Raw genomic sequence first — 26010 nt, forward strand, 5'->3', positions numbered from 1 at the left:
TTTACCCGCGAAAGGGCCGGAACAGGCACCGCCGGTTCAGCAAATTTTGGTCCCGGCCCAACTTCAGGTATGATATCGCCCCTTTTTAATCCCCCAGTCAGGCGATTTCCCATGACCAACCAGGCCGCCGAAGTCGCGAAGCGCCGCACTTTCGCAATCATTTCCCACCCCGACGCCGGTAAGACCACCATCACCGAGAAGCTGCTGCTGATGGGCAAGGCCATTGCCGTCGCCGGTACCGTGAAGTCGCGCAAGTCCGACCGCCACGCCACCTCCGACTGGATGGAAATGGAGAAGCAGCGCGGCATCTCCATCACCACCTCGGTGATGCAGTTCCCGTACCGCGAGCACATGATCAACCTGCTCGACACCCCCGGCCACGAAGACTTCTCGGAAGACACCTACCGCACCCTGACCGCGGTGGACTCGGCGCTGATGGTGCTCGACGGCGGTAAAGGTGTAGAGCCACGTACCATCGCCCTGATGGACGTGTGCCGCCTGCGCGACACGCCGATCGTCAGCTTCATCAACAAACTCGACCGCGACATCCGCGACCCGATCGAGCTGCTGGACGAGATCGAAGCCGTGCTGAAGATCAAGGCCGCGCCGATCACCTGGCCGATCGGTTGCTACCGCGACTTCAAGGGCGTGTACCACCTGACCGGTGACTACATCGTGGTCTACACCCCAGGCCACGGCCACGAGCGCACCGAAGCCAAGATCATCCAGAAGCTGGACTCGGACGAAGCCCGTGCCCACCTGGGTGACCAGTACGATTCGTTCGTCGAGCAACTGGAGCTGGTGCAGGGCGCCTGCCACGAGTTCAACCAGGAAGAGTTCATCAACGGTCAACTGACCCCGGTGTTCTTCGGTACCGCGCTGGGCAACTTCGGTGTCGACCATGTGCTTGACGCCGTCGTCGACTGGGCGCCGCGCCCGCTGGGCCGTGTGGCTCACGAGCGCACCGTGGAGCCTGTGGAAGAGAAGTTCACCGGTTTCGTGTTCAAGATCCAGGCGAACATGGACCCGAAACACCGCGACCGCATCGCCTTCATGCGTATCTGCTCGGGCAAGTACGAGAAGGGCATGAAGATGCGCCACGTGCGCATCAACAAGGACCTGCGTATCGGCGATGCGCTGACCTTCTTCTCCTCCGAGCGTGAGCAGCTGGAGGAGGCCTATGCCGGCGACATCATCGGCCTGCACAACCACGGCACCATCCAGATCGGCGACACCTTCACCGAAGGCGAGGCGCTGGGCTTCACCGGTATCCCGCACTTCGCACCGGAGTTGTTCCGCCGCGTGCGCCTGAAGGACCCGCTGAAATCCAAGCAGCTGCGCCAGGGCCTGCAACAGCTGGCCGAAGAAGGTGCTACCCAGGTGTTCTTCCCCGAGCGCAGCAACGACATCATCCTCGGTGCAGTCGGTGTGCTGCAGTTCGACGTGGTCGCCAGCCGCCTGAAGGAAGAGTACAAGGTCGAGTGCGCCTACGAGCCGATCACCGTATGGTCGGCCCGCTGGATCGGCTGTGACGACAAGAAGAAGCTCGAGGAATTCCAGAACAAGGCCATGGAGAACCTGGCTATCGACGGTGGCGGGCACCTGACCTACCTGGCGCCGACCCGGGTCAACCTGTCGCTGATGGAAGAACGCTGGCCGGACATCAAGTTCCGCGCTACCCGCGAGCATCACTGATTTCGAGAGCTTGCTCCTGATTTTCAGGGCCTGCTCCTGACCCTTGTGGGAGCGGGTTTACCCGCGAATGCGTCGGTAAACTCAACATCGCATTCGCGGGTGAACCCGCTCCCACAGGGACCGTGTTAAGGCCGAAATCAATTCCCGGCCTTGATACTGGTCCAGATCCGCGTGCGAATACGGTCGATCTTGGCCGGCATCGCCTCCAGCGCATACAGCTTGCCCATTACTTCCTCGCTCGGGTAAATCATCGTATTACCCTTCATCGCCGGTTCCACCAGGCCGTCCGCCTTGAGGTTGCCGTTGGCGTATTGCACATGGTTGCTGATGTTGGCCATCACCTCCGGCTGCAGCAGGTAGTTCATGTAGGCATACCCGGCCTTCTCATCCGGTGCATCGGCCGGCATGGCAACCATGTCGAACCACATCGGCGCGCCTTCCCTGGGGATCGAGTAGCCCACCTTCACCCCGTTCTTCGCCTCCTCGGCGCGGTTCTTCGCTTGCAGTACATCCCCCGAGAAGCCCACCACCACGCAGATGTCGCCATTGGCCAGGTCGCCGGTGTACTTCGAGGAGTGGAAGTAGCTGATATACGGTCGCACCTGCATCAGCAGCGCCTTGGCCTTGTCATAGTCCGCCGGGTCCTGGCTGTGGTGCGGCAGGCCCAGGTAGTGCAGGGCGATCGGTAACAGTTCAGGGCCGTTGTCCAACACCGCGACGCCGCAGCTTTTCAGCTTGCTCATGTACTCGGGCTTGAAGATCAGGTCCCAGGAGTCCACCGGGGCATCGTCGCCCAGCACTGCCTTGACCTTGTCGATGTTGTAGCCGATGCCGGTGCTGCCCCACAGGTATGGGAAACCGTACTGGTTACCCGGGTCGTTCACTTCGAGCGCCTTGAGCAGCACCGGGTTGAGGTTGTGCCAGTTGGGCAATTGCGACTTGTCCAGGCGCTTGAGGGCCTTGCCCTGAATTTGCCGGGCCATGAAATGGTTGGACGGAAACACCACGTCATAGCCGGAGTTGCCGGTCATCAGCTTGCCGTCGAGGGTTTCGTTGCTGTCGTAAACGTCGTAGGTGGGCACTATACCGCTGGCTTGCTGGAAGTTCTTCAGTGTGTCGGGGGCAACGTAGCTGGACCAGTTGTAGATCTTCACCGTTTCGGCGGCGCCGGCCACGCTGGCGGCCAGCATCAGGGGGGCGAGAAGGAGCGTGCGCATGTCGGGGTTACCTTGCTTTGTGTGTTGTTATCGAAGGCAGGCGATCAGCGGATCAGAAAATAAGGACGTAGGTTTTGCGCACGGTCTCCTGGATGTCCCAGGTGCCAGTGCTGTTGGCCGGTAGCATCAGTGCGTCTCCGGCTTCTATGAGCAGGGGCTCGCCACCGTCGGGGGTGAAGGTGCAGCGGCCCTTAATGAAATGGCAGAACTCCTGCTGCACGATCTGCCGCCGCCAGCGCCCGGGAGTGCACTCCCAGATGCCGGTTTCGACGCCGTCGCTGCGTTCCACGCAGGTGACCGAAGTCAATGCAACGGGGGCGCCAAGCGGCACCGCGACCGGGTTGGAGCTGTCGAGCACGGCGCTGTCGGTGTTCTTGAAATGGGTGATGCTCATGACCGGTAAATCCTGTGTCAGTGAGGGGGAAAATCAGCGCATGAAGCCTTCCATGAAGTCCGCAAGATTGCTGGCAAGGCGCCGCCTCCAGGGCGCACTGGCGGGGTTGGCGAGGGTCCGGTCCTCGTGGACGAAGCTCTGGATGATCGCGTTGTAGCCCAGCCATCGGCAGGGCTCGGGTGGCCAGCTGGCCAGGCTTGAAAGCGGGCGGTTGTCGAGCACCCAGGGTTGCGCGGTCAGTTCGTTGTGCTGGTTGAGGATCAGCGCGGCCAGGGTGCGCCCGCCCAGGTTGGTGGCGCCGACGCCTTCGCCGCCGTAGCCGCCCGCCAGGGCGATGCCGCGTTGACGGTCGCAGAGCATGTGCGGGCGGAAGCGCCGTGCCATGCCCAGGTTGCCGCCCCAGGAATGGGTGATACGCACGTGCTTCAACTGTGGGAACAACTCGCTGAACAGGTAGCGGCGCAGCTCGATTTCCTGTTCGTCGAGGTTGAAGTTTTCGCGCAGGCGGCCACCGAAGCGGTAGCCGCCACGGGCGCCGAATACCAGGCGGTCGTCGGCGGTGCGCTGGCCGTAGGTGACCTGGCGGCTGCTTTCGCTGAACGCCTGGCCCTGGTTCAGGCCGATCTGTTGCCAGGTGGCCTCCGGCAGTGGTTCGGTGGCCACCAACAGGCTCTGTACCGGCAGCTGATGTTTGCCCAGTGGCGGCAGGCTGACGGCATAGCCCTCCACGGCGGGTACCGTCCATTGGCAACGGATGCGCGCCAACGGGGTGCGCACCTCACCCGGCTGCCAGTCGATGGCTGGGGTGTTTTCGTAGATGGGTACGCCCAGCGCTTCTACCGCCCGGGCCAGGCCACGCGCCAGCTTGGCGGGTTGGATGGTTGCGGTGTGCGGGCTGTAGATGGCGCCATAGGCGTTGCTGACCCGCAGTTGCGCGTCCAGTTGCTCGGGGCGCAGCCAGCGGTAGTCGTCCTCGGTCATGCCTTGGCGATAAAGGTCGTCTAGGTAGGCGCGCAGGCTGCGCTCCTGTTCCGGGTAGCGCGCGGCGCAGTACAGCACGCCGCCTTTGCGGTAGTCGCAGTCGATGCCTTCCTGTTGCAGCACGCCGTGCACTTCATCGGGGATAGCGTGCAGCAAGTCGATGCTGGCGCGGCGCTGTTGCGGCGACAGGGTGGCCAGCAGCCGGTCTTCGCCGAGCAGGTTGCCCATCAGCCAGCCGCCGTTGCGCCCCGAAGCGCCGAAGCCGGCGATGTTGGCGTCGATTACCGCGATGTTCAACTGTGGCGCCTGGCGCTTGAGGTAGTAGGCGGTCCACAGGCCGGTGTAGCCAGCGCCGATGATGCATACATCCGCGTCCAGGTCCTCGCGCAGGGCCGGGCGGGCGCACAACGGCTCGTCGAGCTGGTCCATCCACAGGCTGAGCGTGCGCAGGGGTTGCATCGGGTTCGGCTCCACATCCGTCAAGGTCTGTGGGCGATCCTAGTGGTGTCGGCGGGCGGCTGTCCTACGTGCGTGCACGCAGGGAAATTTGCTTCAGGTACGCCTTGGGCGTAAGCCCGGTGTGTTCGCGAAAACACTTGTAGAACGCCGACAACGAGTTGAAACCGGCATTGAACGCCAGCTCGTCGATCGTGGCTTCGATGCTGTCGTCGTTGAGGCTTGCCATCAGGTGCTGCAGGCGGGCCTGGTTGACGTAGCGGTAGAAGCTTTGCCCGAGCACCTGGTTGAGCAGGTAGGAAATCTGGTTGCGGCTGTAGCCGCTGGCTTCGGCCACCTGCTGCAGGTCCAGTTCCGGGTCCAGGTAGGGGCGCTGGCGCTGGAAGTAGTGTTCCAGGTCCTGGGCCATGGTCGACAGCTGCCTCGGCGACAGGCCCAGGCGGCTGGTGGCCGGGCGTGGGCCACTTCTGGCGTGGCCGCTGCCGTGGCGGCGGACCAGCGTGGCATATTCGTTGACCTGCCAGATCAGGCCGTCCTTGACGGTAATCGCCTCGCTGGACTGGAACGCCACCAGGCCATCGCCGCCCTGCACCGTGACCTGGTACTGGATGAACGCGGTACAGCCATCGACGCGGATGCGGTCGCTGTGCACGATATCTTCGCCAGCTTCATGGGGCAGGCAGGCGCGCACGTAGTCGCGCAGTTCCTGGTAGCCGAGCACGCGGTTCTGGAAGAAGTCGTGGTACTGAATGTCGGGGTGGTAGAGCGCCATGATGCCGTCGAGGTCGCGGTGCTTCCAGCACAGGTGGTAGCGCAGCACGGTGTCGGCGGTGAGCGGGGTCTGCTCGGGGCTGTCGCGGAGGGTGGTGGCGGTCATGAGCCTGATAGTGCATTGCAGAACACCCAGCTGCAAGGGGGCGGATCCGGCATATTGCACGGTTCTGCCAAGCGGTCTGGGGCGTAAGTCGTTGATTTTGTTGAGACTGATTTTTTGAAAGGGATGGCATGGCGAGTGCACCGGTCTGTTCAACATCGAACAAGGAGAAAGGCCATGCGCTCGATACTGCTCTGGATGATTGGGGTGCCGATTCCGGTGATTATCCTGATCTGGTTCTTCATGCATTGAGATTATTGGGGCCGCTTTGCGGCCCATCGCGACACAAGGCCGCTCCTACAGGAGATCGCGGTCCCTTGTAGGAGCGGCCTTGTGTCGCGATGGGCTGCAAAGCAGCCCCGGCTATCTAAAGGCTAAAGAAACTGCTCGGCATAGTGACAAGCCACTTGCCGGGTACTCACCTGTCTGAGCGCCGGCACCTCCTTGGCACACCGCTCGGTCGCATACGGGCAGCGCTTGTGAAACGCACACCCATCCGGCGGGTTCAGCGGGTTGGGCAACTCCCCGGCAATGCGGATCTTCGGCTTCAAAGGGTCCGGGTGAATCGCCGGCGTCGCCGACAGCAGCGCCTGTGTATACGGGTGCAACGGCCTTTCGTAGATATCTTCTTTCGGCCCCATCTCCGCCGGTCGGCCGAGGTACATCACCAGCACCTGATCGGCCACATGCCGCACCACCGCCAGGTTGTGCGAGATGAACACGTAGGCAGTGTTGAACTCCTTCTGCAAATCCATGAACAGGTTCAGCACCTGGGCCTGGATCGACACGTCCAGCGCCGAGGTCGGCTCGTCCGCCACCAGCACCTTGGGCTGCAGCATCATTGCCCGTGCCAGGGCAATACGTTGGCGCTGGCCACCGGAGAACATGTGCGGGTAACGCTGGTAATGCTCGGGGCGCAGGCCGACCTGTTCCATCATCTTCTGTACCTTTTCTCGCCGCTCGGCCTTGCTCAGCGAGGTGTTGATCAGCAGCGGCTCGGCCAGCTGGTCACCAATCTTCTGCCGTGGGTTGAGCGAGGCGTAGGGGCTCTGGAACACCATCTGCACGTCGCGGCGCAGTTGCTTGCGCTCGCTCTTGCTGGCGCCTTTCACTTCGGTGCCGGCAATTTGCAGCGAGCCGGACGACGGCTCTTCGATCAGAGTCAGGGCGCGGGCCAGGGTCGACTTGCCGCAGCCGGACTCGCCGACCACAGCCAGGGTCTTGCCGGCCTCCAGTTCGAACGACACGCCATTCAGCGCTCGGACCAGGGCGTGGCCCTTGAACAGCCCGCGGGAGACTTCGTAATGCCGGGTCAGCTCCCGGGCGGATAGAACGACGGCCATCACGCCACCTCCTGGTTCAGCGGGTAGAAGCAACGCACCAGGCCATGGGCCTGGGGATCGAGGGGCGGGCGCTGGCGCCGGCAGTTGTCCTGCACGTACGGGCAGCGCGGTGACAGCAGGCAACCCACGGGGCGGTCGTAGCGACCGGGGACGATGCCGGGCAGGGTGGCCAGGCGTTCGGCACCGATGCTGTGCTCGGGGATCGCCGCCAGCAACGCTTCGCTGTAGGGGTGGGCGGGCACGTCGAACAGCTCCGGCACCTGGCCCACTTCCACGGCCTGGCCGGCGTACATCACGCATACCCGCCTGGCCGTTTCGGCGACCACGGCGAGGTCGTGGGTGATCAGGATGAGCGCCATGTTGCGCTCCTTCTGCAGGTTGACCAGCAGCTCCATGATCTGCGCCTGGATGGTCACGTCCAGCGCAGTGGTAGGTTCGTCGGCAATCAGCAGCTTTGGTTCGCCGGCAATCGCCATGGCAATCGCCACGCGCTGGCTCATGCCGCCGGACAGCTGATGCGGGTAGGCGTCCAGGCGGCTTTCCGCAGCCGGGATCTCGACCTTCTTCAGCAGCTCCAGGGCACGCTGGCGCGCGGCCTTGCCCTTCAGGCCCAGATGCTGGCGCAGCACTTCCTCGATCTGGTAGCCCACGGTGTAGCTGGGGTTGAGCGCGGTCATCGGGTCCTGGAAGACCATGGCGATGTCCTTGCCCACCACTTTGCGTCGCTGGCGACCGCTGAGCTTGAGCATGTCGGTGCCGTCGAAGGTGAGCGAGTCGGCGGTGATGCGCCCGGGGGCGTCGATCAGGCCCATCAGGGCCATCATGGTCACGGACTTGCCCGAGCCGGATTCGCCGACGATGGCCAGGATCTCGCCGGCCTCCACCGTCAGGTCCAGGCCATCGACCACCGGTACCGCATTGGCGTCGCCGAAGCGCACGTTCAGGTTGTTGATCTGCAACAGTGACATGGCGTTCTCCTCAGGCGGCATTCTTGAGTTTCGGGTCCAGCGCATCGCGCAGGCCGTCGCCCATCAGGTTGATTGCCAGCACACTGAGCAGAATGGTCAGGCCGGGCAGGCTCACCACCCACCAGGCGCGCTCGATGTAGTCACGGGCCGAAGCCAGCATGGTGCCCCACTCCGGGGTCGGCGGCTGTACACCAAGGCCGAGGAAGCCCAGGGCGGCGGCGTCGAGGATGGCCGAGGAGAAGCTGAGGGTGGCCTGCACGATCAGCGGTGCCATGCAGTTGGGCAGCACGGTGACGAACATCAGCCGTGGCAGCCCGGCACCGGCCAGGCGTGCGGCGGTGACGTAGTCGCGGTTAAGCTCGCCCATCACGGCGGCGCGGGTCAGGCGCACGTAGGATGGCAACGACACGATGGCGATGGCGATCACGGTGTTGATCAGGCCTGGGCCGAGGATGGCGACGATGGCCACTGCCAGCAGCAGCGAGGGCAGGGCCAGCATCACGTCCATCAGGCGCATGATCGACGGGCCGAGCAGTTGCGGGAAGAAACCGGCCAGCAGGCCCAGCAGGATGCCAGGGATCAGCGACATCACCACCGACGACAGGCCGATCAGCAGCGACAGCCGCGCGCCCTGGATCAGCCGCGAAAGCAGGTCGCGGCCCAGTTCGTCGGTGCCGAGGATGAACTGCCAGCTGCCACCTTCGAGCCACACCGGTGGGGTCAGCAGGAATTCGCGGTACTGCTCGCTCGGGTCGTGCGGGGCGACCCACGGCGCGAACAGCGCGCAGAACACTACCAGGCACATGAAGGCCAGGCCCATCACCGCGCCTTTGTTGCGGGCGAAGGCTTGCCAGAATTCTTTGTATGGCGAGGGGTAGAGCAGGCTCTGGTCCACCGGGCTGGCCGGCGTGACGGATTTCGGAATCGGGCTAGTCATGGCGAAGGCCTCAGCGCTGATGACGGATGCGTGGGTTGGCCAGGCCGTAGAGGATATCCACGACGAAGTTGACCAGGATCACCAGGCAGGCGATCAACAGGATGCCGTTCTGGACCACGGGGTAGTCACGGGCACCGATGGCTTCGATCAGCCACTTGCCGATGCCCGGCCAGGAAAAGATGGTTTCGGTCAGCACCGCACCGGCCAGCAACGTGCCGACCTGCAGGCCGAATACGGTCAGTACCGGGATCAGCGCGTTGCGCAGGCCGTGCACGAACACCACGCGTGCCGGCGACAGGCCTTTGGCGCGGGCGGTGCGGATGTAGTCCTCGCGCAGCACTTCGAGCATCGACGAGCGGGTCATGCGGGCAATCACCGCCAGCGGGATGGTGCCGAGCACGATGGCCGGCAGGATCAGGTGCATCACCGCGTCCTTGAATGCACCTTCCTCGTCGCTGAGCAGGGTGTCGATGAGCATGAAGCCGGTCTTCGGCTCGATGTCGTAGAGCAGGTCGATGCGCCCGGACACCGGGGTCCAGCCCAGGCTTACCGAGAAGAACATGATCAGGATAAGGCCCCACCAGAAGATCGGCATCGAATAACCCGCCAGGGAAATGCCCATCACCCCGTGGTCGAACAGCGAACCACGTTTGAGCGCGGCGATCACCCCGGCCAGCAGGCCGACGATGCCAGCGAACAGCAGGGCGGCGAAGGCCAGTTCGAGTGTGGCCGGGAACAGGGTGAGGAACTCGCTCCACACGCTCTCGCGGGTGCGCAGCGATTCACCGAGGTCACCCTGGGCCAGCTTGCCGACGTAGTCCAGGTACTGGACCGGCAGCGGCTTGTTCAACCCCAGGCGCTCCATGGCCTGGGCATGCATTTCGGGGTCGACCCTGCGCTCGCCCATCATCACTTCCACCGGGTCGCCGGGGATCAGGCGTATGAGCGCGAAGGTCAGCAAGGTGATACCGAAAAAGGTCGGTATCAGCAGGCCAAGGCGCCGGGCAATAAAGCTCAACATTGTCGGGGTTACCTCATCAGGCCGTGGGGCGATCAGCCCGCTACGGTGGTGCCGCCGGTCCCCGTGTGGGTTGCCGGCGGTCGTTGTTGTTCTACTTCACCTTGGTGGTGGCGAAGTTGTTGTTGGTCAGAGGGTTGATCACGTAGCCCTCCACGTTGTCACGCATGGCGGTGAACATCTTCGGATGGGCCATGCTGATCCAGGGTTGTTCGTCATCGTACACTTTCAATGCCTCGTTATAGAGCCTTGCACGCTCGTCGTTGTCGATCACTTCGCGGGCGCGGCTGATCAGCTCCTGGAACTTGGGGTTGCACCAGCGTGCATAGTTCTCGCCGCTTTTGGCGGCATCGCAACTGAGCAGCGGGCTGAGGAAATTGTCCGGGTCGCCGTTGTCGCCGGCCCAGCCGGTGGACACCAGGTCGGCCTCGCCCTTCTTGGCCCGGCGTAGCATTTCGGCCCACTCCATCACACGGATGTCCAGCTTCAGTCCGATCTGCTTGAGGTCGGCCTGCAGCATCTCGGCAGACAAGCGCGGGTTGGGGTTGGTCGGGCCGCCGCCGTTGCGCGTGAACAGGGTGATTACCGTACCTTCGGGCACGCCCGCCTGCTTGAGCAGATCGCGCGCCTTGGCCAGGTCGCGGGGTGGGTTTCTGTTCTCGTTGTTGTAGCCGATCATGGTCGGCGGGTACGGGTTCACGCCGAGCAATGCGTTGCCTTTGCCGAACAATTGGTCGACATGGGTCTGGCGGTCGAAGGCCATGTTGATGGCTTTGCGCACGCGAACGTCGCTCAGGTATTTGTGTTCGGTGTTCATCGAGATGTAACCGGTGACCAAGGCCTCGATCTCCTCGACCTTGAGTTTCGGGTCCTGCTTGATCGACGGCACGTCATCGGGCTTGGGGTAGAGCGCTACCTGGCACTCGTTGGCGCGCAGTTTCTGCAGGCGCACATTGCTGTCGGTAGCGATGGCGAAGACCAGCGCATCCGCCGGCGGCTTGCCGCGGAAATAGTCCGGGTTGGGCTTGAAGCGAACCTGGGCATCCTTGTTGTAACGCTGGAAGATGAACGGGCCGGTGCCGATCGGCTTGCTGTTCAACTCGGCAGCCTTGCCAGCCTTGAGCAACTGGTCGCCGTATTCGGCGGAGTAGATCGAGGTGAAGCCCATGGCCATGTCGCGCAGGAACGGCGCTTCCGGGCGGGTAAGGGTAATTACCACGGTGTGCTCGTCGGCCTTGCTGACCGACTTGAGCAGGTCCTTGAAGCCCATGCTCTCGAAGTACGGGTATCCGACGCTGGTCTTGTCATGCCATGGATGGTTCGGATCGAGCTGGCGATTGAGGCTCCACAGGACGTCATCGGCGTTGAAGTCGCGGGTCGGCTTGAAGTAGTCGGTAGTGTGGAACTTCACGCCCTGGCGCAGATAGAAGGTGTAGGTCAGGCCATCGGCTGAAATGTCCCAACGCTCGGCCAGGGCCGGCTGGACTTCGGTGGTACCGGGTTTGAAGTCGACCAGGCGATTGAACACCGTCTCGGCCGAGGCATCGGCGGTGACCGCAGTGGTGTACTGGACGATGTCGAACCCTTCCGGGCTGGCTTCGGTGCACACCACCAATGGCTTGGCCGCCAGTTGCGTGGCACCGCCCAGAAGCAGTGCGGCCAGGGCCAGGCGCAGTGGCCGCGATTTCATGAAAGCTCTCTGCATGGGTTGAAACTCCCTGCTTGCATTGATTCCAGCGTAGCCGCCACGGCCCGCAGCGAAGCAGGCCGTGGCGCCGGCGGTCAGAGAATGTTGAATGGAATGGTGGTAACCACCCGGAACTCATCCAGGCTGCCATCGCCCTGGGCCTTGCTGGCGCGGTGCGCGGTGTAGGTGGCACGGATGCTGGTGTCTTTCAATGGCCCGCTCTGTACCGCGTAGCTGGTGCCGAAGCCCCACTCGTAGTGGGTTTCGCCATCCAGGCCGTTCACGTCGTAGGCGGTACCGCGGTAATGGGTACCATCGATGCCCCAGCCGCGGGCGTTGTACAGGTTGAACTTCAGGCCCGGCACGCCGTACGGCGCCATGTTCAGCACGTAGGAAATCTGCAGCGATTTCTCGTTGGGGCCGTTGAAGTCCGACAGCAGCGAGTTGGCCAGGTAGATGCCGTTGGTTTCGTGCAGGTAGTCGAAGTATTCGTTGCCGTTGACCTGCTGCCAGGAGGCGCTGAGGGTGTGGGCCTGGTGGGTCAGGCCGAACGACAGGCTGTAGGTGTCATTGTCGATCTCGCCCATCTTCTTGCTGCCGGCGTCGACGGTCTTGTAGTAGTTCAGGCCGGTGCTCAGGCTGAGCACTGCGCTGTCGCCGAGCACGTGGTTGGCGCCGAAGTAGTACTGGTTCCAGAAGTCGTCGACCTTGGTGGCGTACAGGCTGGTGCTCAGGCTCTTGAACGGCTGGTAGTTGATGCCGGCGGTGCTGGCGCGGTCGGTCTCCACGCCAGTGGCACTGTACTCGGTGCGGAACTTGCTGAGGCTCTGTTCGGTACGTGGCGAGACCCGGTCGAAGGTGCCCAGGTCGAAGCTCAGGTTGTCGAATTCGGCACTGTGCAGGAACGCGCCCTGGAAGCTCGAGGGCAGGGCGCGGTTGCCGATGTAGGCGATCATCGGCGTGTCCACCGATTGGCGGCCGACGGTGAGCGTGGTGTTGGACACCCGCGCCTTGACGTTGGCCAGGCCCATCTTGCTCCACTGGCCGACCGGGTCGCCGTCGCTGTGGGTCAGGGTGCGGTTGTTGGGGCCGGCGACGTCCTCGCGGTTCTGCAGCAGGGCGATGGCATTGTAACCGGCGGCTTCGACGGCGAAGCCGACGGTACCCTGGGTGAAACCGGAACTGTAGTTGAGGATGGTGCCCTGCACCCAGTTCTCGCGGCTGTGGGTGTCGTGGCGGGTGCCGTCGCTCTTGTAGTACTTCCACAGCGGGGCGCGTGCGGCGCGCTCGCGGGCATACCAGTTGCGGGTGCTGCCGGACAGGCTCTGGCCGTCGACGAAGCCGCTGGCCTGCTCCTGCTCGCTGCTGCCTTTTAGTGTGATGGGCACGTATTCCTGGCTTTGCGGGTCGGCCTGGGTCACGGTGGATAAGGCACTGATGGATAAAGCCAGTGCGGTCAAGGTGAATAGTCTCAAGGTTAAAGCTCCCTTTCTGTTCTTCTAGTTATTGCCTGGCCTTGTGGGCCGGGCTTCTTGCTGCGGTGTTGCCAGTGTTGCCCGGGGTCACCGGGCAGAATCGGGGCGTTGTGTTGGCTGTGCCGGCCCTTTCGCGGGTAAACCCGCTCCCACAGGGGCACAACAGGTTTCGGCATGTGCGCCGTATCTGTGGGAGCGGGTTTACCCGCGAAGAGGCCCTTGAGGGTCAAAGATCAATCAACACTCACACCGGAAAAGTCGTTGCGCCCGAAAGGGCTGACCTTAAATTCGGAAACCTTGATGCTCAGCGGTTGGTTGACCGTTGAATGTGCCACCGGGGTAATCGGCACCTGCTGCTTGAGCCGCTGCTGGGCCTGCTGGTACAGGGCGGTGCGCTGCGCGCGGTCGGTGACCTGCTTGGCCTGCTTGACCAGGCTGTCGTACTGCGGATCGCACCACAGCGAGTAGTTGTTGCTGCCGATGGCATCGCAGTTGTAGAGGGTGCCCAGCCAGTTGTCCGGGTCGCCGTTGTCCCCGGTCCAGCCGATCAGGGCGATATCGTGCTCGCCGCTTTTCATGCGCTTGAGGTACTCGCCCCATTCATAGCTGACAATGCGCACCTTGAAGCCGAGCTTGCTCCAGTCGGCCTGGAGCATTTCCGCCATCAGCTTGGCGTTTGGGTTGTACGGGCGCTGCACCGGCATGGCCCACAGGGTGATCTCGGTGCCCGGCTTGACTCCGGCCTGCTGCAGTAGCTGTTTGGCCTTTTCCGGATCGAAGGGGGCGTCCTTGATTCTGTCGTCATAGGACCACTGGGTTGGCGGCATGGCGTTGACTGCCAGCTGGCCGGAATCCTGATACACAGCCTGGATGATCGCCTGCTTGTTCACTGCCATATCCATTGCCTGGCGCACTTCCAACCGGTCGAACGGTGGGTGTTGAGTGTTGTAGGCGATATAGCCGAGGTTGAAGCCAGGCTGTTGCAGCACCTGCAGTTTGCTGTCGGCCTTGAGCGCCGGGAGGTCTGCGGGGCGCGGGTTCAGGGTGACCTGGCATTCGTTGCGGCGCAGCTTCTGGATGCGCACCGAAGGGTCGATGTTGATCGAGAACACCAGGTTGTCGATCTTCACGTCCTGCGGTGACCAATAGGCCTTGTTGCCTTTGTAGCGGATCTGCGAATCCTTCTGATAACGCTGGAACACGAACGGGCCGGTGCCGATCGGTTGCTGGTTGATGTCGCTGGGGCGCCCGCTGGTCATCAACTGTTCGGCGTATTCGGCAGAGAGGATCGAGGCGAAGCTCATGGCCAGGTTCTGGATGAACGCGGCATCGACCTTGTTCAGGGTGAACACCACGGTCAGTGGACCGGTCTTTTCGACACGGGCGATATTCTTGTCCAGGCCCATGCTGATGAAATAGGGGAACTCGGTCGGGTAGGCCTGGCGGAACGGGTGATTCTTGTCGAGCATGCGGTTGAAGGTGAACAGCACGTCGTCGGCGTTGAAGTCGCGGCTCGGTGCAAAGGCCTTGTTGCTGTGGAACTTCACCCCTTCGCGCAGGTGGAAGGTGTAGCGCAGGCCATCTTCGGACACCTCCCAGCGGGTCGCCAGGGCAGGGTGCACGGCAGTGCCGCCGCGTTCGAACTCGACCAGGCGGTTGTAGATCGGTTCGGCGGCGTCATTGTCGGTGGCGCTGGTGTACTGGGCAGTGTCGAAGCCGGCGGGGCTGCCTTCGGAACAGAACACCAGGTTGTTGGCCAGCAGGGCCGGCGATTGGCTGATCAGGCCCAGGGCCAGCAGGGCGGAAACTCGGGTGGTATGGCGCATGGCAAGTCCTTTTACGTCTGTTTGCGCCGCCTCGGGGTACGAATGGCGGCAACAGGTCGCCGACCCCGCTGCGGATGGCAGCAGGACGACATGAACGGGTACGAGGATGGCGGGGCACCCGCCGCTCGGCGGGTGCCTTGGCTAGCCTATTTGTCCACGCTGACGCCGTAGAAGGAGTTCAGCGCGAACGGGCTGATCTTGAAGTCCTTCACCTTGGCGCTCATGGGCTGGTACACGGTGGAGTGGGCGATCGGGGTGATCGGCACCTGCTCCTTGAGGATGTGCTGTGCCTGCTGATACAACTCGGTGCGCTTGGCCTGGTCGGAAGTGGCCTTGGCCTGCTTGATCAGGTCGTCGTAGGGCTTGTAGCACCATTTGGAGAAGTTGTTGCCGTTCATGGCGTCGCAGCCGTACAGGGTGCCCAGCCAGTTGTCCGGGTCACCGTTGTCACCGCTCCAGCCGATCAGCATGGCGCCCTGTTCGCCGCCTTTGGAGCGCTTGATGTACTCGCCCCATTCATAGCTGACGATCTTCGCCTTGATGCCGACCTTGGCCCAGTCGGATTGCAGCATCTCGGCCATCAGCTTGGCATTGGGGTTGTACGGGCGTTGCACGGGCATCGCCCACAGGGTGATTTCGGTGCCTTCCTTGATGCCGGCTTCCTTGAGCAGTTGCTTGGCTTTTTCAGGGTCGAATGGCGCGTCCTTGATGCTGTCGTCATAGGACCACTGGGTCGGGGGCATGGCGTTGACCGCCAGTTGGCCGGCGCCCTGGTAGACCGACTCGATGATCTTTTTCTTGTCCACGGCCATGTCCAGCGCCTCGCGGACTTTCAGCTGGGCCAGCGGGTTGGGCTCGTTGCTGCCCTTGACCTTGTCCATCACGTTGTAGGCGATGTAGCCGAGGTTGAAACCGGCTTGCTGCGGCATCTGCAGCTTGGGGTCCTGTTTCAGCGGCTGGATGTCGGCAGGGCGCGGGAACAGGGTGACCTGGCACTCGTTCTTCTTCAGCTTCTGCATGCGCACAGAGGCGTCGGTGGTGATGGCGAAGATCAGGTTGTCGATCTTCACGTCATCAGGTTGCCAGTAGTCCTTGTTGCCCTTGAAGCGGATCTGCGCGTCCTTCTGGTACTTGCTGAATACGAACGGGCCAGTGCCGATCGGCTTCTGGTTGATGTCGGCGGCCTTGCCGTCCTTGAGCAACTGGTCGGCGTATTCGGCGGACTGGATCGAGGCGAAGCTCATGGCCAGGTTCTGAATGAATGCGGCGTCGACTTCGTTGAGGGTGAACCTGACGGTATGTTCGTCGAGCTTTTCCAGCTTGGCGATGTTCTTGTCCATGCCCATGTCGGTGAAGTATGGGAACTCGGTGGGGTAGGCCTTGCGGAACGGGTGGTCCTTGTCGAGCATGCGGTTGAAGGTGAACAGCACGTCGTCGGCGTTGAAGTTGCGGGTGGGCTTGAAGTAGTCGGTGGTGTGGAACTTGACCCCTTCGCGCAGGTGGAAGGTGTAGGTCTTTCCGTCGTCGGAGACTTCCCACTTGGTCGCCAGACCCGGGATGACTGCCGTGCCGCCACGTTCGAACTGGGTCAAGCGGTTGAACACGGTCTCGGCCGAGGCGTCAAAGTCAGTCCCTGTGGTGTATTGGCCCGGGTCGAAGCCGGCCGGGCTGCCTTCGGAGCAGAACACCAGGTTGGACGCTGCGAGGGCCGAAGGTGCGCCGGAGAGCAAGCCTGCGCCTAGCAGGAACGGAATGACTGCGTGTTTGAGCATGGTGGCCTCATTGTTGTCATTTTTCGATTGAGGTGGCCTCGTGAGCCGACCTGCGGATACTTATGCAGGGGGTGTTCCCAATGCAATATGCGGAGGGATAGTTGGCGCCAGAAAAGTGGTACGGGCGTACATGGATGTCGCATTGATATAACTTTCGAAGAAGTTAAACGTTTGCGTAGGCAAAATGATGGCTTTTTGCGGGATATTTCGAGGCGGGGTTGGCGTAGGAAGCACCTTATTGGTGCGTAGGAAACTTCCGAAAATGCTGATTTGGCAGAGAGCTGGATTCGCAAGCGATCCGCGTACCCTGTGGGAGCGGCTTTAGCCGCGAAGAATCCAACGCGGTGCATGGCACCGGCTGCGCCGGTGTTCGCGGCTAAAGCCGCTCCCACAAGGTCCCTGCTAATTCAATGAGCCATGTGCAGTTCCATGAGAGCGGGCAAGCCCGCTCCCACAGGTGTTTCGTGAATTTAAGGCATCTGCACTTCGATCAGGCCATCGGCATTCATGCTCACTTCACTGGTCCCGGCCTCGATATCCGGCGCCGGTGCCGACTCATCAGCCCCCATGGCCTTCATCGCCATCGGCGCACTGCGCAGGTAAGGGCGCGGGTAACCGCTGCTGTTGAGGTTCAGGCTGACCACCTTGTAGCCCTTGCCACCCAGCGCCTCGGTAGCCAATTGCGCGCGTGCCTTGAAGGCATCCACCGCATCCTTGAGCAGTGCATCCTCGCTGGCCTTGCGCGTGGCCGGGGCGATGGAGAAGTCCATGCCCCCCATCTTCAGCTCTTGCAGTAGGTCGGCGGTCAGCTGCGACAGGGCAGGGAAGTTGGCGCTTTCCAGGCGCAACTCGGCGCGCTCGCGCCAGCCGGTGATCTTCTGGCCCTTGCTGTCATATACCGGGTAGCTGTTGCGGCTACCCTGGCTGATCTTCACGTCCTTGACCTGGCGCGACTGCTGTACGGCCTTGTTCATGGTCTCGGTGATCTGCTTGGCGAGCTTGCCCGGGTCGGTGTTCTGCGCTTCGCTGTACAGGGTAACGACCATCAGGTCGCGCGCCACTTCCTTGCTGACCTCGGCACGCAGCGAGACCTGATTGTAGCGCGGCTCATCGGCAGCCAGCGCCGGCAGGCTGGCGAGCAGGCCGCAGGACAGGATCAGGGCGGTGCCGCGACGTGGGATTTGCATGTGGTACTCCTTGGCAATATAAGGCGTGGGTTGTGGCCATCCATTCCACGCATGGCCCATCAGACCGGCAACAGTGTAGTGGGTTCAAAAGTGCCATCATGAACCTGTGACAAAGTGTGGCGCTTTGCCGCATCGCTGCAGCGAGGCGCCTGGCTTCGGTATACTCCAGCCGATTTTTCTGGAGCACTCATCAGGAGAGCTCATGCTCGCCGCCGTACAACCGCTGTCTGCTACTCGCCAGAACCTCTGGCGCCTGACCGTCATTCGGGTCCTGGTCCTGGCTGCCCAGGCCGGCTCCGTGGGCGTCGCCTACTGGACCGAACTGCTGCCTTTGCCCTGGCTGTCGCTGGCCGGCACCTTGGCCTTGTCTTCGCTGCTGTGCGCCTTCACGGCCCTGCGCCTGCGCCTGTCGCTGCCAGTCACCGAGCTGGAATATGCCCTGCAACTGGCCTGCGACCTGCTGATCCACAGTGCCTTGCTGTACTACTCCGGCGGCTCGACCAACCCGTTCGTATCGTATTACCTGGTGCCGCTGGCGATTGCCGCAGTTACCTTGCCGTGGCTGTATTCGCTGATCCTGTCCGGCATTGCCCTGACCGCCTACAGCCTGCTGCTGGTGCAGTTCTACCCGCTCGAAGGCCTGCCGATGGCGCGGGACAAGATGCAGGTGTATGGCATGTGGCTGAGTATTGCCCTGGCCGCGGCGGTGATCACCTTCTTTGCCGCACGCATGGCCGAAGAGCTGCGTCGCCAGGAGCAACTGCGTTCCGAGCGGCGTGAAGAAAGCCTGCGCGACGAGCAGTTGCTGGCCGTGGCCACCCAGGCCGCCGGTGCCGCCCATGAGCTGGGCACACCGTTGGCGACCATGAGCGTGCTGCTGAACGAAATGCGCCAGGACCACGCCGACCCCTTGCTGCAGGAAGACCTGCAGATCCTTCAGGACCAGGTGAAGCTGTGCAAGGAAACCCTGCAACAGCTGGTACGCGCCGCCGAAGCCAACCGCCGCCTGGCCGTGGTGGAGCAGGATGTCACGGCCTGGCTGGACGAAGCGCTCAACCGTTGGCACCTGATGCGCCCGGAAGCCAGCTACCGCTTCCAGCGCTTGCGCGACGGCCAGGTGCCGCGCCTGACCCCGCCGCCGGACCTGACCCAGGCGCTGTTGAACCTGTTGAACAATGCCGCCGATGCCTGCCCCGACGACCTTGAAGTGCGCCTGGACTGGGACACCCATGACATCGTCATCAGCATCCGTGACCACGGCCCCGGCGTGCCGCCGGCGATCGCCGAGGCCATCGGCAAACCCTTCATTACCACCAAGGGCAAAGGCTTCGGCCTGGGCCTGTTCTTGAGCAAGGCCAGCGTGACCCGTGCGGGCGGTTCGGTGAAACTCTATAGTCATGAACAGGGTGGCACCCTGACCGAACTGCGCCTGCCCTATGGCAAGCGAGGAGATGAATGATGAGCGAAGAAAACCAGGTCGAAGGCGAAGAGCTGCCGCACCTGCTGCTGGTGGATGACGATGCCACCTTCACCCGGGTCATGGCCCGGGCCATGAGCCGCCGCGGTTTCCGCGTAAGCACCGCCAGCTCTGCCGAGGAAGGGTTGATCCTGGCCCAGCAAGACCTGCCGGACTACGCCACGCTGGACCTGAAGATGGAGGGCGACTCCGGCCTGGTGCTGCTGCCCAAGCTGCTGGAGCTGGACCCGGAAATGCGCGTGGTGATCCTGACCGGTTACTCGAGCATTGCCACTGCGGTGGAAGCGGTCAAGCGCGGTGCGTGCAACTACCTGTGCAAGCCGGCCGATGCCGATGATGTGCTGGCTGCGTTGCTGTCAGAGCACACCGACCTGGACAGCCTGGTGCCGGAAAACCCGATGTCGGTCGACCGCCTGCAATGGGAGCATATCCAGCGCGTACTGAACGAGCACGAGGGCAATATCTCGGCCACCGCGCGGGCGCTGGGCATGCACCGGCGGACCTTGCAGCGCAAACTGCAGAAGCGCCCGGTTCGGCGCTGATTCAGTACTGGCAGTGCCGGCCTCTTCGCGGGTAAACCCGCTCCTACACGTGTTCACAGGCCTCCAGACCTGTGCATTACCTGTAGGAGCGGGTTTACCCGCGAAAGGGCCGTAACTGCCAGAAACTTCTCTTTATCACCCCGCGATCCCCGCAAGTCCCGGCCGTTGGCGTATCATTAGCCCCCTAACGGCAACCCTTCCAGGATCGCTTGCGCATGCTCGCCCTTCTTATCCAGACACTGAACATCACGGCCCCGGTCTTCGCCATGCTGTTCATGGGCGTGCTGCTCAAACGTATCCGCCTGATCGACGACAATTTCAACCGCGTAGCCTCGCAACTGGTGTTCAACGTGTGCATGCCGGCGTTGCTGTTCCTCGGCATCTACCACGCCGACCTGGCCACGGCGGTCAAACCCGGCGTCCTTCTCTATTTCATCGTCGCCACCCTGGCCGGCTTCGCCATTGCCTGGGGCATGGCCATCTGGCGCAGCCCGCTGGCCGACCGGGGCATCTATACCCAGGGCGCATTCCGTGGGAACAACGGCGTGATCGGCCTGGCCCTGGCCGCCAGTCTCTACGGCGACTACGGCATCTCCCTGGGGGCGGTACTCGCCGGCCTGGTCATCCTCATGTACAACTCGTTGTCGGCAGTGGTGCTGGCGGTTTACAGCCCGGACCTGAAATCCGACCCGTGGAGCATCTGCAAGAGCATCTTCAGCAACCCGCTGATCATCAGTGTGCTGGTGGCCACGCCCATGGCCTACGGCCAGGTGCCGCTGCCCAACTGGCTGCTGACCTCGGGCGATTACCTGGCGCAGATGACCCTGCCGCTGGCGCTGATCTGCATCGGTGGCACGCTGTCGATGGCGGCACTGCGCGACAGTGGCAGGCTGGCCATCGATGCCAGCCTGGTGAAGATGGTCTGGCTACCGCTGCTGGGTACCCTCGGTGCCTGGCTATGCGGCTTCCGCGGCGCCGAGCTGGGCATCCTGTTCCTGTACATCGGCAGCCCGACTGCAGCTGCCAGCTACGTCATGGCGCGGGCGGCGAACGGCAACCATGAGCTGGCTGCATCGATCATCGTGATTACCACGCTAATGGCGGCGATCACCACCAACATTGGTATTTTCATCTTGCAGTGGGGCGGATGGATCTAGATCCTTGACTGCAAACAACACAAAAACACAGCCTCACTGAGCTAAAGGACACTTCATGCAAGACCAGAGCACGCCCGAGCGGTTACAGCGCGGGCTGAAGAATCGCCATATCCAGCTGATCGCGCTGGGCGGGGCCATCGGTACCGGGTTGTTTCTGGGCATTGCCCAGACCATCCAGCTGGCTGGCCCCTCCGTCCTGCTGGGCTACGCCATTGCCGGCCTGATGGCCTTCCTGATCATGCGCCAGCTCGGTGAAATGGTTGTTGAAGAGCCCGTGGCCGGCAGCTTCAGCCACTTCGCCCACCAGTACTGGAGCGAGTTTGCCGGGTTTGTTTCGGGCTGGAACTACTGGGTGGTGTACGTACTGGTCGGCATGGCCGAGCTTACCGCGGTGGGCATCTACGTGCAGTACTGGTGGCCCGGCTTCCCGACCTGGGCCACGGCGGCGATCTTCTTCGTGGTGATCAACCTGATCAACCTCACCCAGGTTAAGGTCTACGGCGAGATGGAGTTCTGGTTCGCCCTGGTCAAGGTGGTGGCCATCGTCAGCATGATCGGCTTCGGCGCCTGGCTGCTGACCAGCGGCCATGGCGGCCCGGACGCCAGCGTGGCCAACCTCTGGCAGTACGGCGGTTTCTTCCCCAACGGCGTCACCGGCCTGGTGATGGCACTGGCAGTGATCATGTTCTCGTTTGGTGGCCTGGAGCTGGTGGGCATCACCGCCGCCGAGGCCGACAACCCGCGTCAGAGCATCCCCAAGGCCACCAACCAGGTGGTGTACCGTATCCTCATTTTCTATATCGGTGCCCTGGCGGTGCTGCTGTCGCTGTACCCATGGCAAAAGGTGGTGCAGGGTGGCAGCCCGTTCGTGATGATCTTCCATGAACTGGACAGTGACCTGGTGGCGACCATCCTCAATATCGTGGTGCTGACGGCGGCGCTGTCGGTGTACAACAGCTGCGTGTACGCCAACAGCCGCATGCTGTTCGGCCTGGCCAGCCAGGGCGATGCACCGCGTCAGTTGCTGAAGGTAAGCCGTAGCGGCGTGCCGCTGACCGCGCTGGGTGTGTCGGCTTTTGCCACCGGGCTATGCGTACTGATCAACTACCTGATGCCGGGTGAAGCCTTTGGTTTGCTGATGGCCCTGGCGGTGTCGGCGCTGGTGATCAACTGGGCGAGCATCAGCATCACCCACCTGAAGTTCCGCAAGGCCAAGCTGGCGGCCGGGATTACCCCGTTCTACAAGAGCTGGGGGCACCCGGTAACCAACTACCTGTGCCTGGCGTTCATCGTGCTGATCCTGGTGGTGATGTACCTGACCCCGCCGATTCGCATCTCGGTGATGCTGATTCCGGGGTGGATCCTGGTGCTGTGGGTGGCCTTCAAGATGAAGAAGGCTCGCCAGGCCAGGTAGGTAACACAGTACCGGCCTCTTCGCGGGCACGCCCGCTCCCACAGGGATTCCACAGGCTCTAAGACCTGTGCAGTACCTGTGGGAGCGGGTTTACCCGCGAAGAGGCCGAGCCTGAAAAAGGCTGGGTCAGCCTTGATAGCTGTCGATCACTTCCTGTGCCGCACGGAACGCATCAATCGCCGCCGGCACCCCCGCATACACCGCGCAATGCAGCAGCGCTTCGCGAATTTCCTCCACCGTACAGCCATTGTTCAGCGCCCCGCGCACATGCCCCTTGAGCTCCTGCGGGCACTTGAGTGCGGTCAGCGTGGCCAGGGTAATCAGGCTGCGGGTTTTCAACGGCAGCCCATCGCGGGCCCACACGCTGCCCCAGGCATGTTCGTTGACGAAGTCCTGCAGCGGCTGGGTAAAGTCGGTGGCATTGCCCAGGGCGCGGTCGACGAACGCATCGCCCATCACCTGCCGCCGAATCTGTTCGCCGGTTTTCTTGCTATCAGCCATGTTGTTTTCCTTAGTGTTGGCGGCGCCAGGCTCGTGCGGTGGTGTACAGCAACACCATGGCGAGCACCGGCAGTACGTAGAACAGCATCAACCGCTCCAGGCGGCCGGCCAGTGGCATGCCCATGGTGAACGCCGCCACGTGCAGCCCATAGGCCAGGTACAGGCAGAGGAACACCAAGCCTTCGGCGCGAGTGATGCGGTAGCCGGAATAGAACACCGGCAGGCTCAGCGCAGCAACACCCAGCATTACCGGCAGATCGAAGGCCAAGGCGTTGGGCGAGATCGACAGCGGCTCGGGAGTGACCAGCGCGGTCAGGCCCAGCACGGCCAGCAGGTTGAACAGGTTGCTGCCGATCACTGTGCCCACGGCGATTTCCCGTTCACCGCGCAGGGCGGCGATCAGCGCAGCGGCCAGTTCCGGCAGGGAGGTGCAAATGGCAACGACGGTCAGGCCGATGATGCGCTCGGACAGGCCCAGGTCGGTGGCCACCTCCACGGCGGCTTCCAGCAACAAGTGACCTGCCAGGCTCAGCAGGCCCAGGCCGGCCAGCACCTGCAGCAGCGTGCCCGACCAGAAGCGCCCGGCGCTGCTGGTGACGGTGGTCGGTGCGGGGTAGGTGCGGGCGTAGTGGCGCGACTGGTGCCAAAGCATTGCCAGGTAGCCGACCAGTCCGGTCAGCAGCAACACCCCTTCGGCCCGGCCCAGGTGGCCGTTTGCGGATAACGCGTAGACCAGGCCGCTGGCGACGATCATCAGTGGAATGTCCAGGCGCACCAGTTGCCGCGACACGCGCAGCGGGATGATCAGTGCGGCCAGGCCGAGAATGACCAGCACGTTGAAGATGTTGCTGCCGATCACGCTGCCTACCGCCACATCTGGCGCACCCTGGTAGGCGGCCTGCAGGCTGACGGTCATCTGTGGTGCTGTGCTGCCGAAGGCCACAAGGCTCAGGCCGATGATCAGCGGGCGTACGTGCAGGCGCTGGGCCAGGCGCAGGGCTGCGCGTACCAGCAGTTCGGCACCGCCGACCAGCAACAGCAGGGCGATGCCCAGTTGCAGGAGGCTGGTGGTAGGTAGGGTAGCCAGGTCGAAAATGGTCGGACTCCTGTCGCGTCAGTCGCTAAGCCCTTGTACTCGCACGCGCGCGGTTCCGCTACGGATCATGCCGATTTTTTCTGCGGCGGCACGTGAAAGATCGATCAGGCGGCCGCGGGTGTGTGGGCCACGGTCGTTGATGCGCACCACGACGCTGCGCTGGTTGGCCAGGTTGGTCACCCGTACCCGGGTGCCGAAGGGCAGGCTGCGGTGGGCGGCGGTGAGGCCGTGCTGGTTGAACGGTTCGCCGCTGGCGGTGCGTTTGCCGTGGTGGCGAGAGCCGTAATAGGAGGCGGTGCCGGTCTTGTCGTAACCGTCGGGGTCGATGTCCTGGCTGGCGCAGCCGGCCAGCAGGGAGAAGAGGGCGAGGGTGCTCAGGGATCGCTTTAGCAATTCGAATGCTCCGGTGCGGCCATTCGCGGCTAAAGCCGCTCCCACAGGTACGGCGCTGCACTGGCGAGCTGCGCTGTACCTGTGGGAGCGGCTTTAGCCGCGAACGAGGGCGAAGCCCTCGCAGGACTACAGGGGTAAAACAATCACCCTTCGAGCTTGGTCTTGAGCAATTGGTTCACTTGCCCCGGGTTGGCCTTGCCTTTGGAGGCTTTCATCGCCTGGCCGACAAAGAAGCCGAACATCTTGCCACGCTTGGCCTCGTCGGCCGCGCGGTACTGTTCGACCTGCTCGGCGTTTGCCGCCAGCACCTCGTCGAGCATCTTGTCGATCGCACCGGTATCGGTGACCTGCTTCAGGCCCTTGCTTTCGATGATGCTGTCGGCATCGCCTTCACCGGCGGCCATGGCCTCGAACACGGTCTTGGCGATCTTGCCGCTGATGGTGTTGTCACGGATACGCAGCAGCATGCCGCCCAGCTGTGCGGCGCTGACCGGCGCCTGGTCGATCTCGATGCCCAGCTTGTTCAGCAGGCTGCCCAGTTCGACCATGACCCAGTTGGCAGCCAGCTTGGCATCGCCACCGATCTTCACCACTTCCTCGAAGTAGTCCGCCTGCTCGCGGCTGGAAGCCAGCACGTTGGCGTCGTAGGCCGACAGGCCGTACTGGTTCTGGAAGCGCTCGACCTTCTGCGTCGGCAGTTCCGGCAAGCCGGCGCGGACGGTTTCGAGGAAGCTGTCCTCGATCACCACCGGTAGCAGGTCCGGGTCGGGGAAGTAACGGTAGTCGTTGGCCTCCTCCTTGCTGCGCATGGAGCGGGTCTCGTCCTTGTTCGGGTCGTACAGGCGGGTTTCCTGTACCACCTTGCCGCCGTCCTCGATCAGGTCGATCTGGCGCTGGATCTCGCTGTTGATCGCGCGTTCGATGAAGCGGAACGAGTTGACGTTCTTGATCTCGCAGCGGGTGCCGAACTCGGCCTGGCCTTTCGGGCGGATCGACACGTTGCAGTCGCAACGCAGCGAGCCTTCGGCCATGTTGCCATCGCAGATGCCCAGGTAACGCACCAGCGCGTGGATTGCCTTGACGTAGGCCACGGCTTCCTTGGCGCTGCGCATGTCGGGCTCGGAGACGATTTCCAGCAGCGGGGTGCCGGCACGGTTCAGGTCGATGCCGGTGGAGCCGCTGAAGTCTTCGTGCAGGCTCTTGCCGGCATCTTCTTCCAGGTGCGCGCGGGTTACCCCGATGCGCTTGATGGTGCCGTCTTCCAGGGCGATGTCCAGGTGGCCCTTGCCGACGATCGGCAAGTCCATCTGGCTGATCTGGTAGCCCTTTGGCAGGTCCGGGTAGAAGTAGTTCTTGCGCGCGAACACGTTGCGCTTGCCGATCTCGGCATCGATGGCCAGGCCGAACATGCACGCCATGCGCACGGCTTCCTGGTTCAGTACTGGCAGTACGCCAGGCATGCCCAGGTCAACCAGGCTGGCCTGGGTGTTCGGCTCGGAACCGAAGGTGGTGGCGCTGCCGGAGAAGATCTTCGACTGGGTGGCGAGCTGAGTGTGGATTTCCAGCCCGATCACAACTTCCCATTGCATGTGTGAATTCC

At 62.9% G+C, this 26010-nt stretch carries 22 protein-coding genes; 5 read left to right on the plus strand and 17 right to left on the minus strand.

The window, feature by feature from the left end:
- Positions 1-111: 111 nt before the first annotated feature.
- Positions 112-1695, plus strand: a complete 1584-nt coding sequence (locus RR51_RS04270) for a peptide chain release factor 3 (protein ID WP_003257876.1) — start codon at positions 112-114, stop codon at positions 1693-1695.
- Positions 1696-1832: 137 nt separating this feature from the next.
- Here the strand turns inward: RR51_RS04270 and RR51_RS04275 are convergent, their stop codons facing one another.
- The 13 genes from RR51_RS04275 to RR51_RS04335 all read right to left on the minus strand — a co-directional run bounded on the left by RR51_RS04275 (position 1833) and on the right by RR51_RS04335 (position 17830).
- On the minus strand, positions 1833-2912 hold the full coding sequence (locus tag RR51_RS04275) for a polyamine ABC transporter substrate-binding protein (protein WP_039612728.1): 1080 nt from the start codon (positions 2910-2912) through the stop codon (positions 1833-1835).
- 52 nt (positions 2913-2964) lie between these two features.
- Positions 2965-3306 (minus strand): cupin domain-containing protein, encoded by a 342-nt coding sequence (locus tag RR51_RS04280; RefSeq protein WP_039612729.1) that lies wholly within the window; start codon positions 3304-3306, stop codon positions 2965-2967.
- Positions 3307-3339: 33 nt separating this feature from the next.
- The gene (locus RR51_RS04285) at positions 3340-4746 is read right to left on the minus strand and encodes an NAD(P)/FAD-dependent oxidoreductase (protein WP_039612730.1); all 1407 of its coding nucleotides are present in this window, start codon (positions 4744-4746) and stop codon (positions 3340-3342) included.
- 64 nt (positions 4747-4810) lie between these two features.
- Positions 4811-5620: an AraC family transcriptional regulator gene (locus RR51_RS04290; RefSeq protein WP_039612731.1), complete on the minus strand. Its 810-nt coding sequence runs from the start codon at positions 5618-5620 to the stop codon at positions 4811-4813.
- A gap of 371 nt (positions 5621-5991) precedes the next feature.
- On the minus strand, positions 5992-6960 hold the full coding sequence (locus RR51_RS04295; protein WP_024086321.1) for a peptide ABC transporter ATP-binding protein: 969 nt from the start codon (positions 6958-6960) through the stop codon (positions 5992-5994).
- Positions 6960-7928 (minus strand): ABC transporter ATP-binding protein, encoded by a 969-nt coding sequence (locus tag RR51_RS04300; protein ID WP_003257886.1) that lies wholly within the window; start codon positions 7926-7928, stop codon positions 6960-6962. Before RR51_RS04300 ends, RR51_RS04295 begins: the two co-directional genes overlap by 1 nt.
- Before the next feature lie 10 nt (positions 7929-7938).
- Positions 7939-8865, minus strand: coding sequence for an ABC transporter permease subunit (locus RR51_RS04305; protein ID WP_015269040.1), 927 nt, complete (start codon positions 8863-8865; stop codon positions 7939-7941).
- Positions 8866-8875: 10 nt separating this feature from the next.
- Positions 8876-9886: an ABC transporter permease subunit gene (locus tag RR51_RS04310; RefSeq protein ID WP_012316108.1), complete on the minus strand. Its 1011-nt coding sequence runs from the start codon at positions 9884-9886 to the stop codon at positions 8876-8878.
- A gap of 91 nt (positions 9887-9977) precedes the next feature.
- Entirely contained in the window at positions 9978-11588 is a 1611-nt protein-coding gene (locus RR51_RS04315; protein WP_177328641.1) for an ABC transporter substrate-binding protein, read from the minus strand.
- A 77-nt stretch (positions 11589-11665) separates the two neighbouring features.
- Entirely contained in the window at positions 11666-13045 is a 1380-nt protein-coding gene (locus RR51_RS04320) for an OprD family porin (protein ID WP_025337802.1), read from the minus strand.
- Positions 13046-13278: 233 nt separating this feature from the next.
- A complete protein-coding gene (locus RR51_RS04325) occupies positions 13279-14871 on the minus strand; it encodes an ABC transporter substrate-binding protein (RefSeq protein ID WP_039612733.1) in 1593 nt (530 codons plus the stop codon).
- 146 nt (positions 14872-15017) lie between these two features.
- Positions 15018-16643, minus strand: coding sequence for an ABC transporter substrate-binding protein (locus RR51_RS04330; protein WP_013971054.1), 1626 nt, complete (start codon positions 16641-16643; stop codon positions 15018-15020).
- Positions 16644-17113: 470 nt separating this feature from the next.
- Positions 17114-17830: an SIMPL domain-containing protein gene (locus tag RR51_RS04335; RefSeq protein WP_015269044.1), complete on the minus strand. Its 717-nt coding sequence runs from the start codon at positions 17828-17830 to the stop codon at positions 17114-17116.
- A gap of 202 nt (positions 17831-18032) precedes the next feature.
- Between RR51_RS04335 and RR51_RS04340 the strand changes: the two genes are divergently transcribed.
- The 4 genes from RR51_RS04340 (at position 18033) to RR51_RS04355 (ending at position 22420) form a co-directional block, all read left to right on the plus strand.
- Positions 18033-19289, plus strand: coding sequence for an ATP-binding protein (locus tag RR51_RS04340; RefSeq protein WP_003257889.1), 1257 nt, complete (start codon positions 18033-18035; stop codon positions 19287-19289).
- Entirely contained in the window at positions 19289-19849 is a 561-nt protein-coding gene (locus RR51_RS04345) for a response regulator transcription factor (protein ID WP_015269045.1), read from the plus strand. Before RR51_RS04340 ends, RR51_RS04345 begins: the two co-directional genes overlap by 1 nt.
- Positions 19850-20064: 215 nt before the next feature.
- On the plus strand, positions 20065-21006 hold the full coding sequence (locus RR51_RS04350; RefSeq protein ID WP_015269046.1) for an AEC family transporter: 942 nt from the start codon (positions 20065-20067) through the stop codon (positions 21004-21006).
- A gap of 55 nt (positions 21007-21061) precedes the next feature.
- Complete coding sequence (locus tag RR51_RS04355; protein WP_013971058.1) at positions 21062-22420, plus strand: amino acid permease; 1359 nt, start codon at positions 21062-21064, stop codon at positions 22418-22420.
- A gap of 126 nt (positions 22421-22546) precedes the next feature.
- On the opposite strand, the gene RR51_RS04360 is transcribed toward RR51_RS04355, so the two are convergent.
- From RR51_RS04360 to gatB, 4 genes are all read right to left on the minus strand, one after another.
- Positions 22547-22921, minus strand: coding sequence for a carboxymuconolactone decarboxylase family protein (locus RR51_RS04360; protein WP_013971059.1), 375 nt, complete (start codon positions 22919-22921; stop codon positions 22547-22549).
- Positions 22922-22931: 10 nt separating this feature from the next.
- A complete protein-coding gene (locus tag RR51_RS04365; RefSeq protein ID WP_039612734.1) occupies positions 22932-23975 on the minus strand; it encodes a calcium/sodium antiporter in 1044 nt (347 codons plus the stop codon).
- A gap of 60 nt (positions 23976-24035) precedes the next feature.
- Positions 24036-24410, minus strand: a complete 375-nt coding sequence (locus RR51_RS04370) for a septal ring lytic transglycosylase RlpA family protein (protein ID WP_023662789.1) — start codon at positions 24408-24410, stop codon at positions 24036-24038.
- Between the two features lie 143 nt (positions 24411-24553).
- On the minus strand, positions 24554-25999 hold the full coding sequence (gene gatB, locus RR51_RS04375; RefSeq protein ID WP_039612735.1) for an Asp-tRNA(Asn)/Glu-tRNA(Gln) amidotransferase subunit GatB: 1446 nt from the start codon (positions 25997-25999) through the stop codon (positions 24554-24556).
- Between the last annotated feature and the right edge of the window lie 11 nt (positions 26000-26010).

Origin of the sequence: Pseudomonas sp. C5pp (assembly GCF_000814065.1) — a bacterium.
GTDB lineage: Bacteria > Pseudomonadota > Gammaproteobacteria > Pseudomonadales > Pseudomonadaceae > Aquipseudomonas > Aquipseudomonas asiatica.

Bases quoted from the DNA above. Each gene is read 5' to 3' on its own strand.
- RR51_RS04340 (WP_003257889.1), top strand. From the start codon at position 18,033: ATGCTCGCCGCCGTACAACCGCTGTCTGCTACTCGCCAGAACCTCTGG.
- RR51_RS04280 (WP_039612729.1), bottom strand. From the start codon at position 3,306: ATGAGCATCACCCATTTCAAGAACACCGACAGCGCCGTGCTCGACAGC.
- RR51_RS04285 (WP_039612730.1), bottom strand. From the start codon at position 4,746: ATGCAACCCCTGCGCACGCTCAGCCTGTGGATGGACCAGCTCGACGAG.
- RR51_RS04310 (WP_012316108.1), bottom strand. From the start codon at position 9,886: ATGTTGAGCTTTATTGCCCGGCGCCTTGGCCTGCTGATACCGACCTTT.
- gatB (WP_039612735.1), bottom strand. From the start codon at position 25,999: ATGCAATGGGAAGTTGTGATCGGGCTGGAAATCCACACTCAGCTCGCC.
- RR51_RS04270 (WP_003257876.1), top strand. From the start codon at position 112: ATGACCAACCAGGCCGCCGAAGTCGCGAAGCGCCGCACTTTCGCAATC.
- RR51_RS04300 (WP_003257886.1), bottom strand. From the start codon at position 7,928: ATGTCACTGTTGCAGATCAACAACCTGAACGTGCGCTTCGGCGACGCC.
- RR51_RS04275 (WP_039612728.1), bottom strand. From the start codon at position 2,912: ATGCGCACGCTCCTTCTCGCCCCCCTGATGCTGGCCGCCAGCGTGGCC.
- RR51_RS04305 (WP_015269040.1), bottom strand. From the start codon at position 8,865: ATGACTAGCCCGATTCCGAAATCCGTCACGCCGGCCAGCCCGGTGGAC.
- RR51_RS04295 (WP_024086321.1), bottom strand. From the start codon at position 6,960: ATGGCCGTCGTTCTATCCGCCCGGGAGCTGACCCGGCATTACGAAGTC.
- RR51_RS04290 (WP_039612731.1), bottom strand. From the start codon at position 5,620: ATGACCGCCACCACCCTCCGCGACAGCCCCGAGCAGACCCCGCTCACC.
- RR51_RS04345 (WP_015269045.1), top strand. From the start codon at position 19,289: ATGAGCGAAGAAAACCAGGTCGAAGGCGAAGAGCTGCCGCACCTGCTG.
- RR51_RS04335 (WP_015269044.1), bottom strand. From the start codon at position 17,830: ATGCAAATCCCACGTCGCGGCACCGCCCTGATCCTGTCCTGCGGCCTG.
- RR51_RS04330 (WP_013971054.1), bottom strand. From the start codon at position 16,643: ATGCTCAAACACGCAGTCATTCCGTTCCTGCTAGGCGCAGGCTTGCTC.
- RR51_RS04360 (WP_013971059.1), bottom strand. From the start codon at position 22,921: ATGGCTGATAGCAAGAAAACCGGCGAACAGATTCGGCGGCAGGTGATG.
- RR51_RS04315 (WP_177328641.1), bottom strand. From the start codon at position 11,588: ATGCAGAGAGCTTTCATGAAATCGCGGCCACTGCGCCTGGCCCTGGCC.
- RR51_RS04325 (WP_039612733.1), bottom strand. From the start codon at position 14,871: ATGCGCCATACCACCCGAGTTTCCGCCCTGCTGGCCCTGGGCCTGATC.
- RR51_RS04350 (WP_015269046.1), top strand. From the start codon at position 20,065: ATGCTCGCCCTTCTTATCCAGACACTGAACATCACGGCCCCGGTCTTC.
- RR51_RS04355 (WP_013971058.1), top strand. From the start codon at position 21,062: ATGCAAGACCAGAGCACGCCCGAGCGGTTACAGCGCGGGCTGAAGAAT.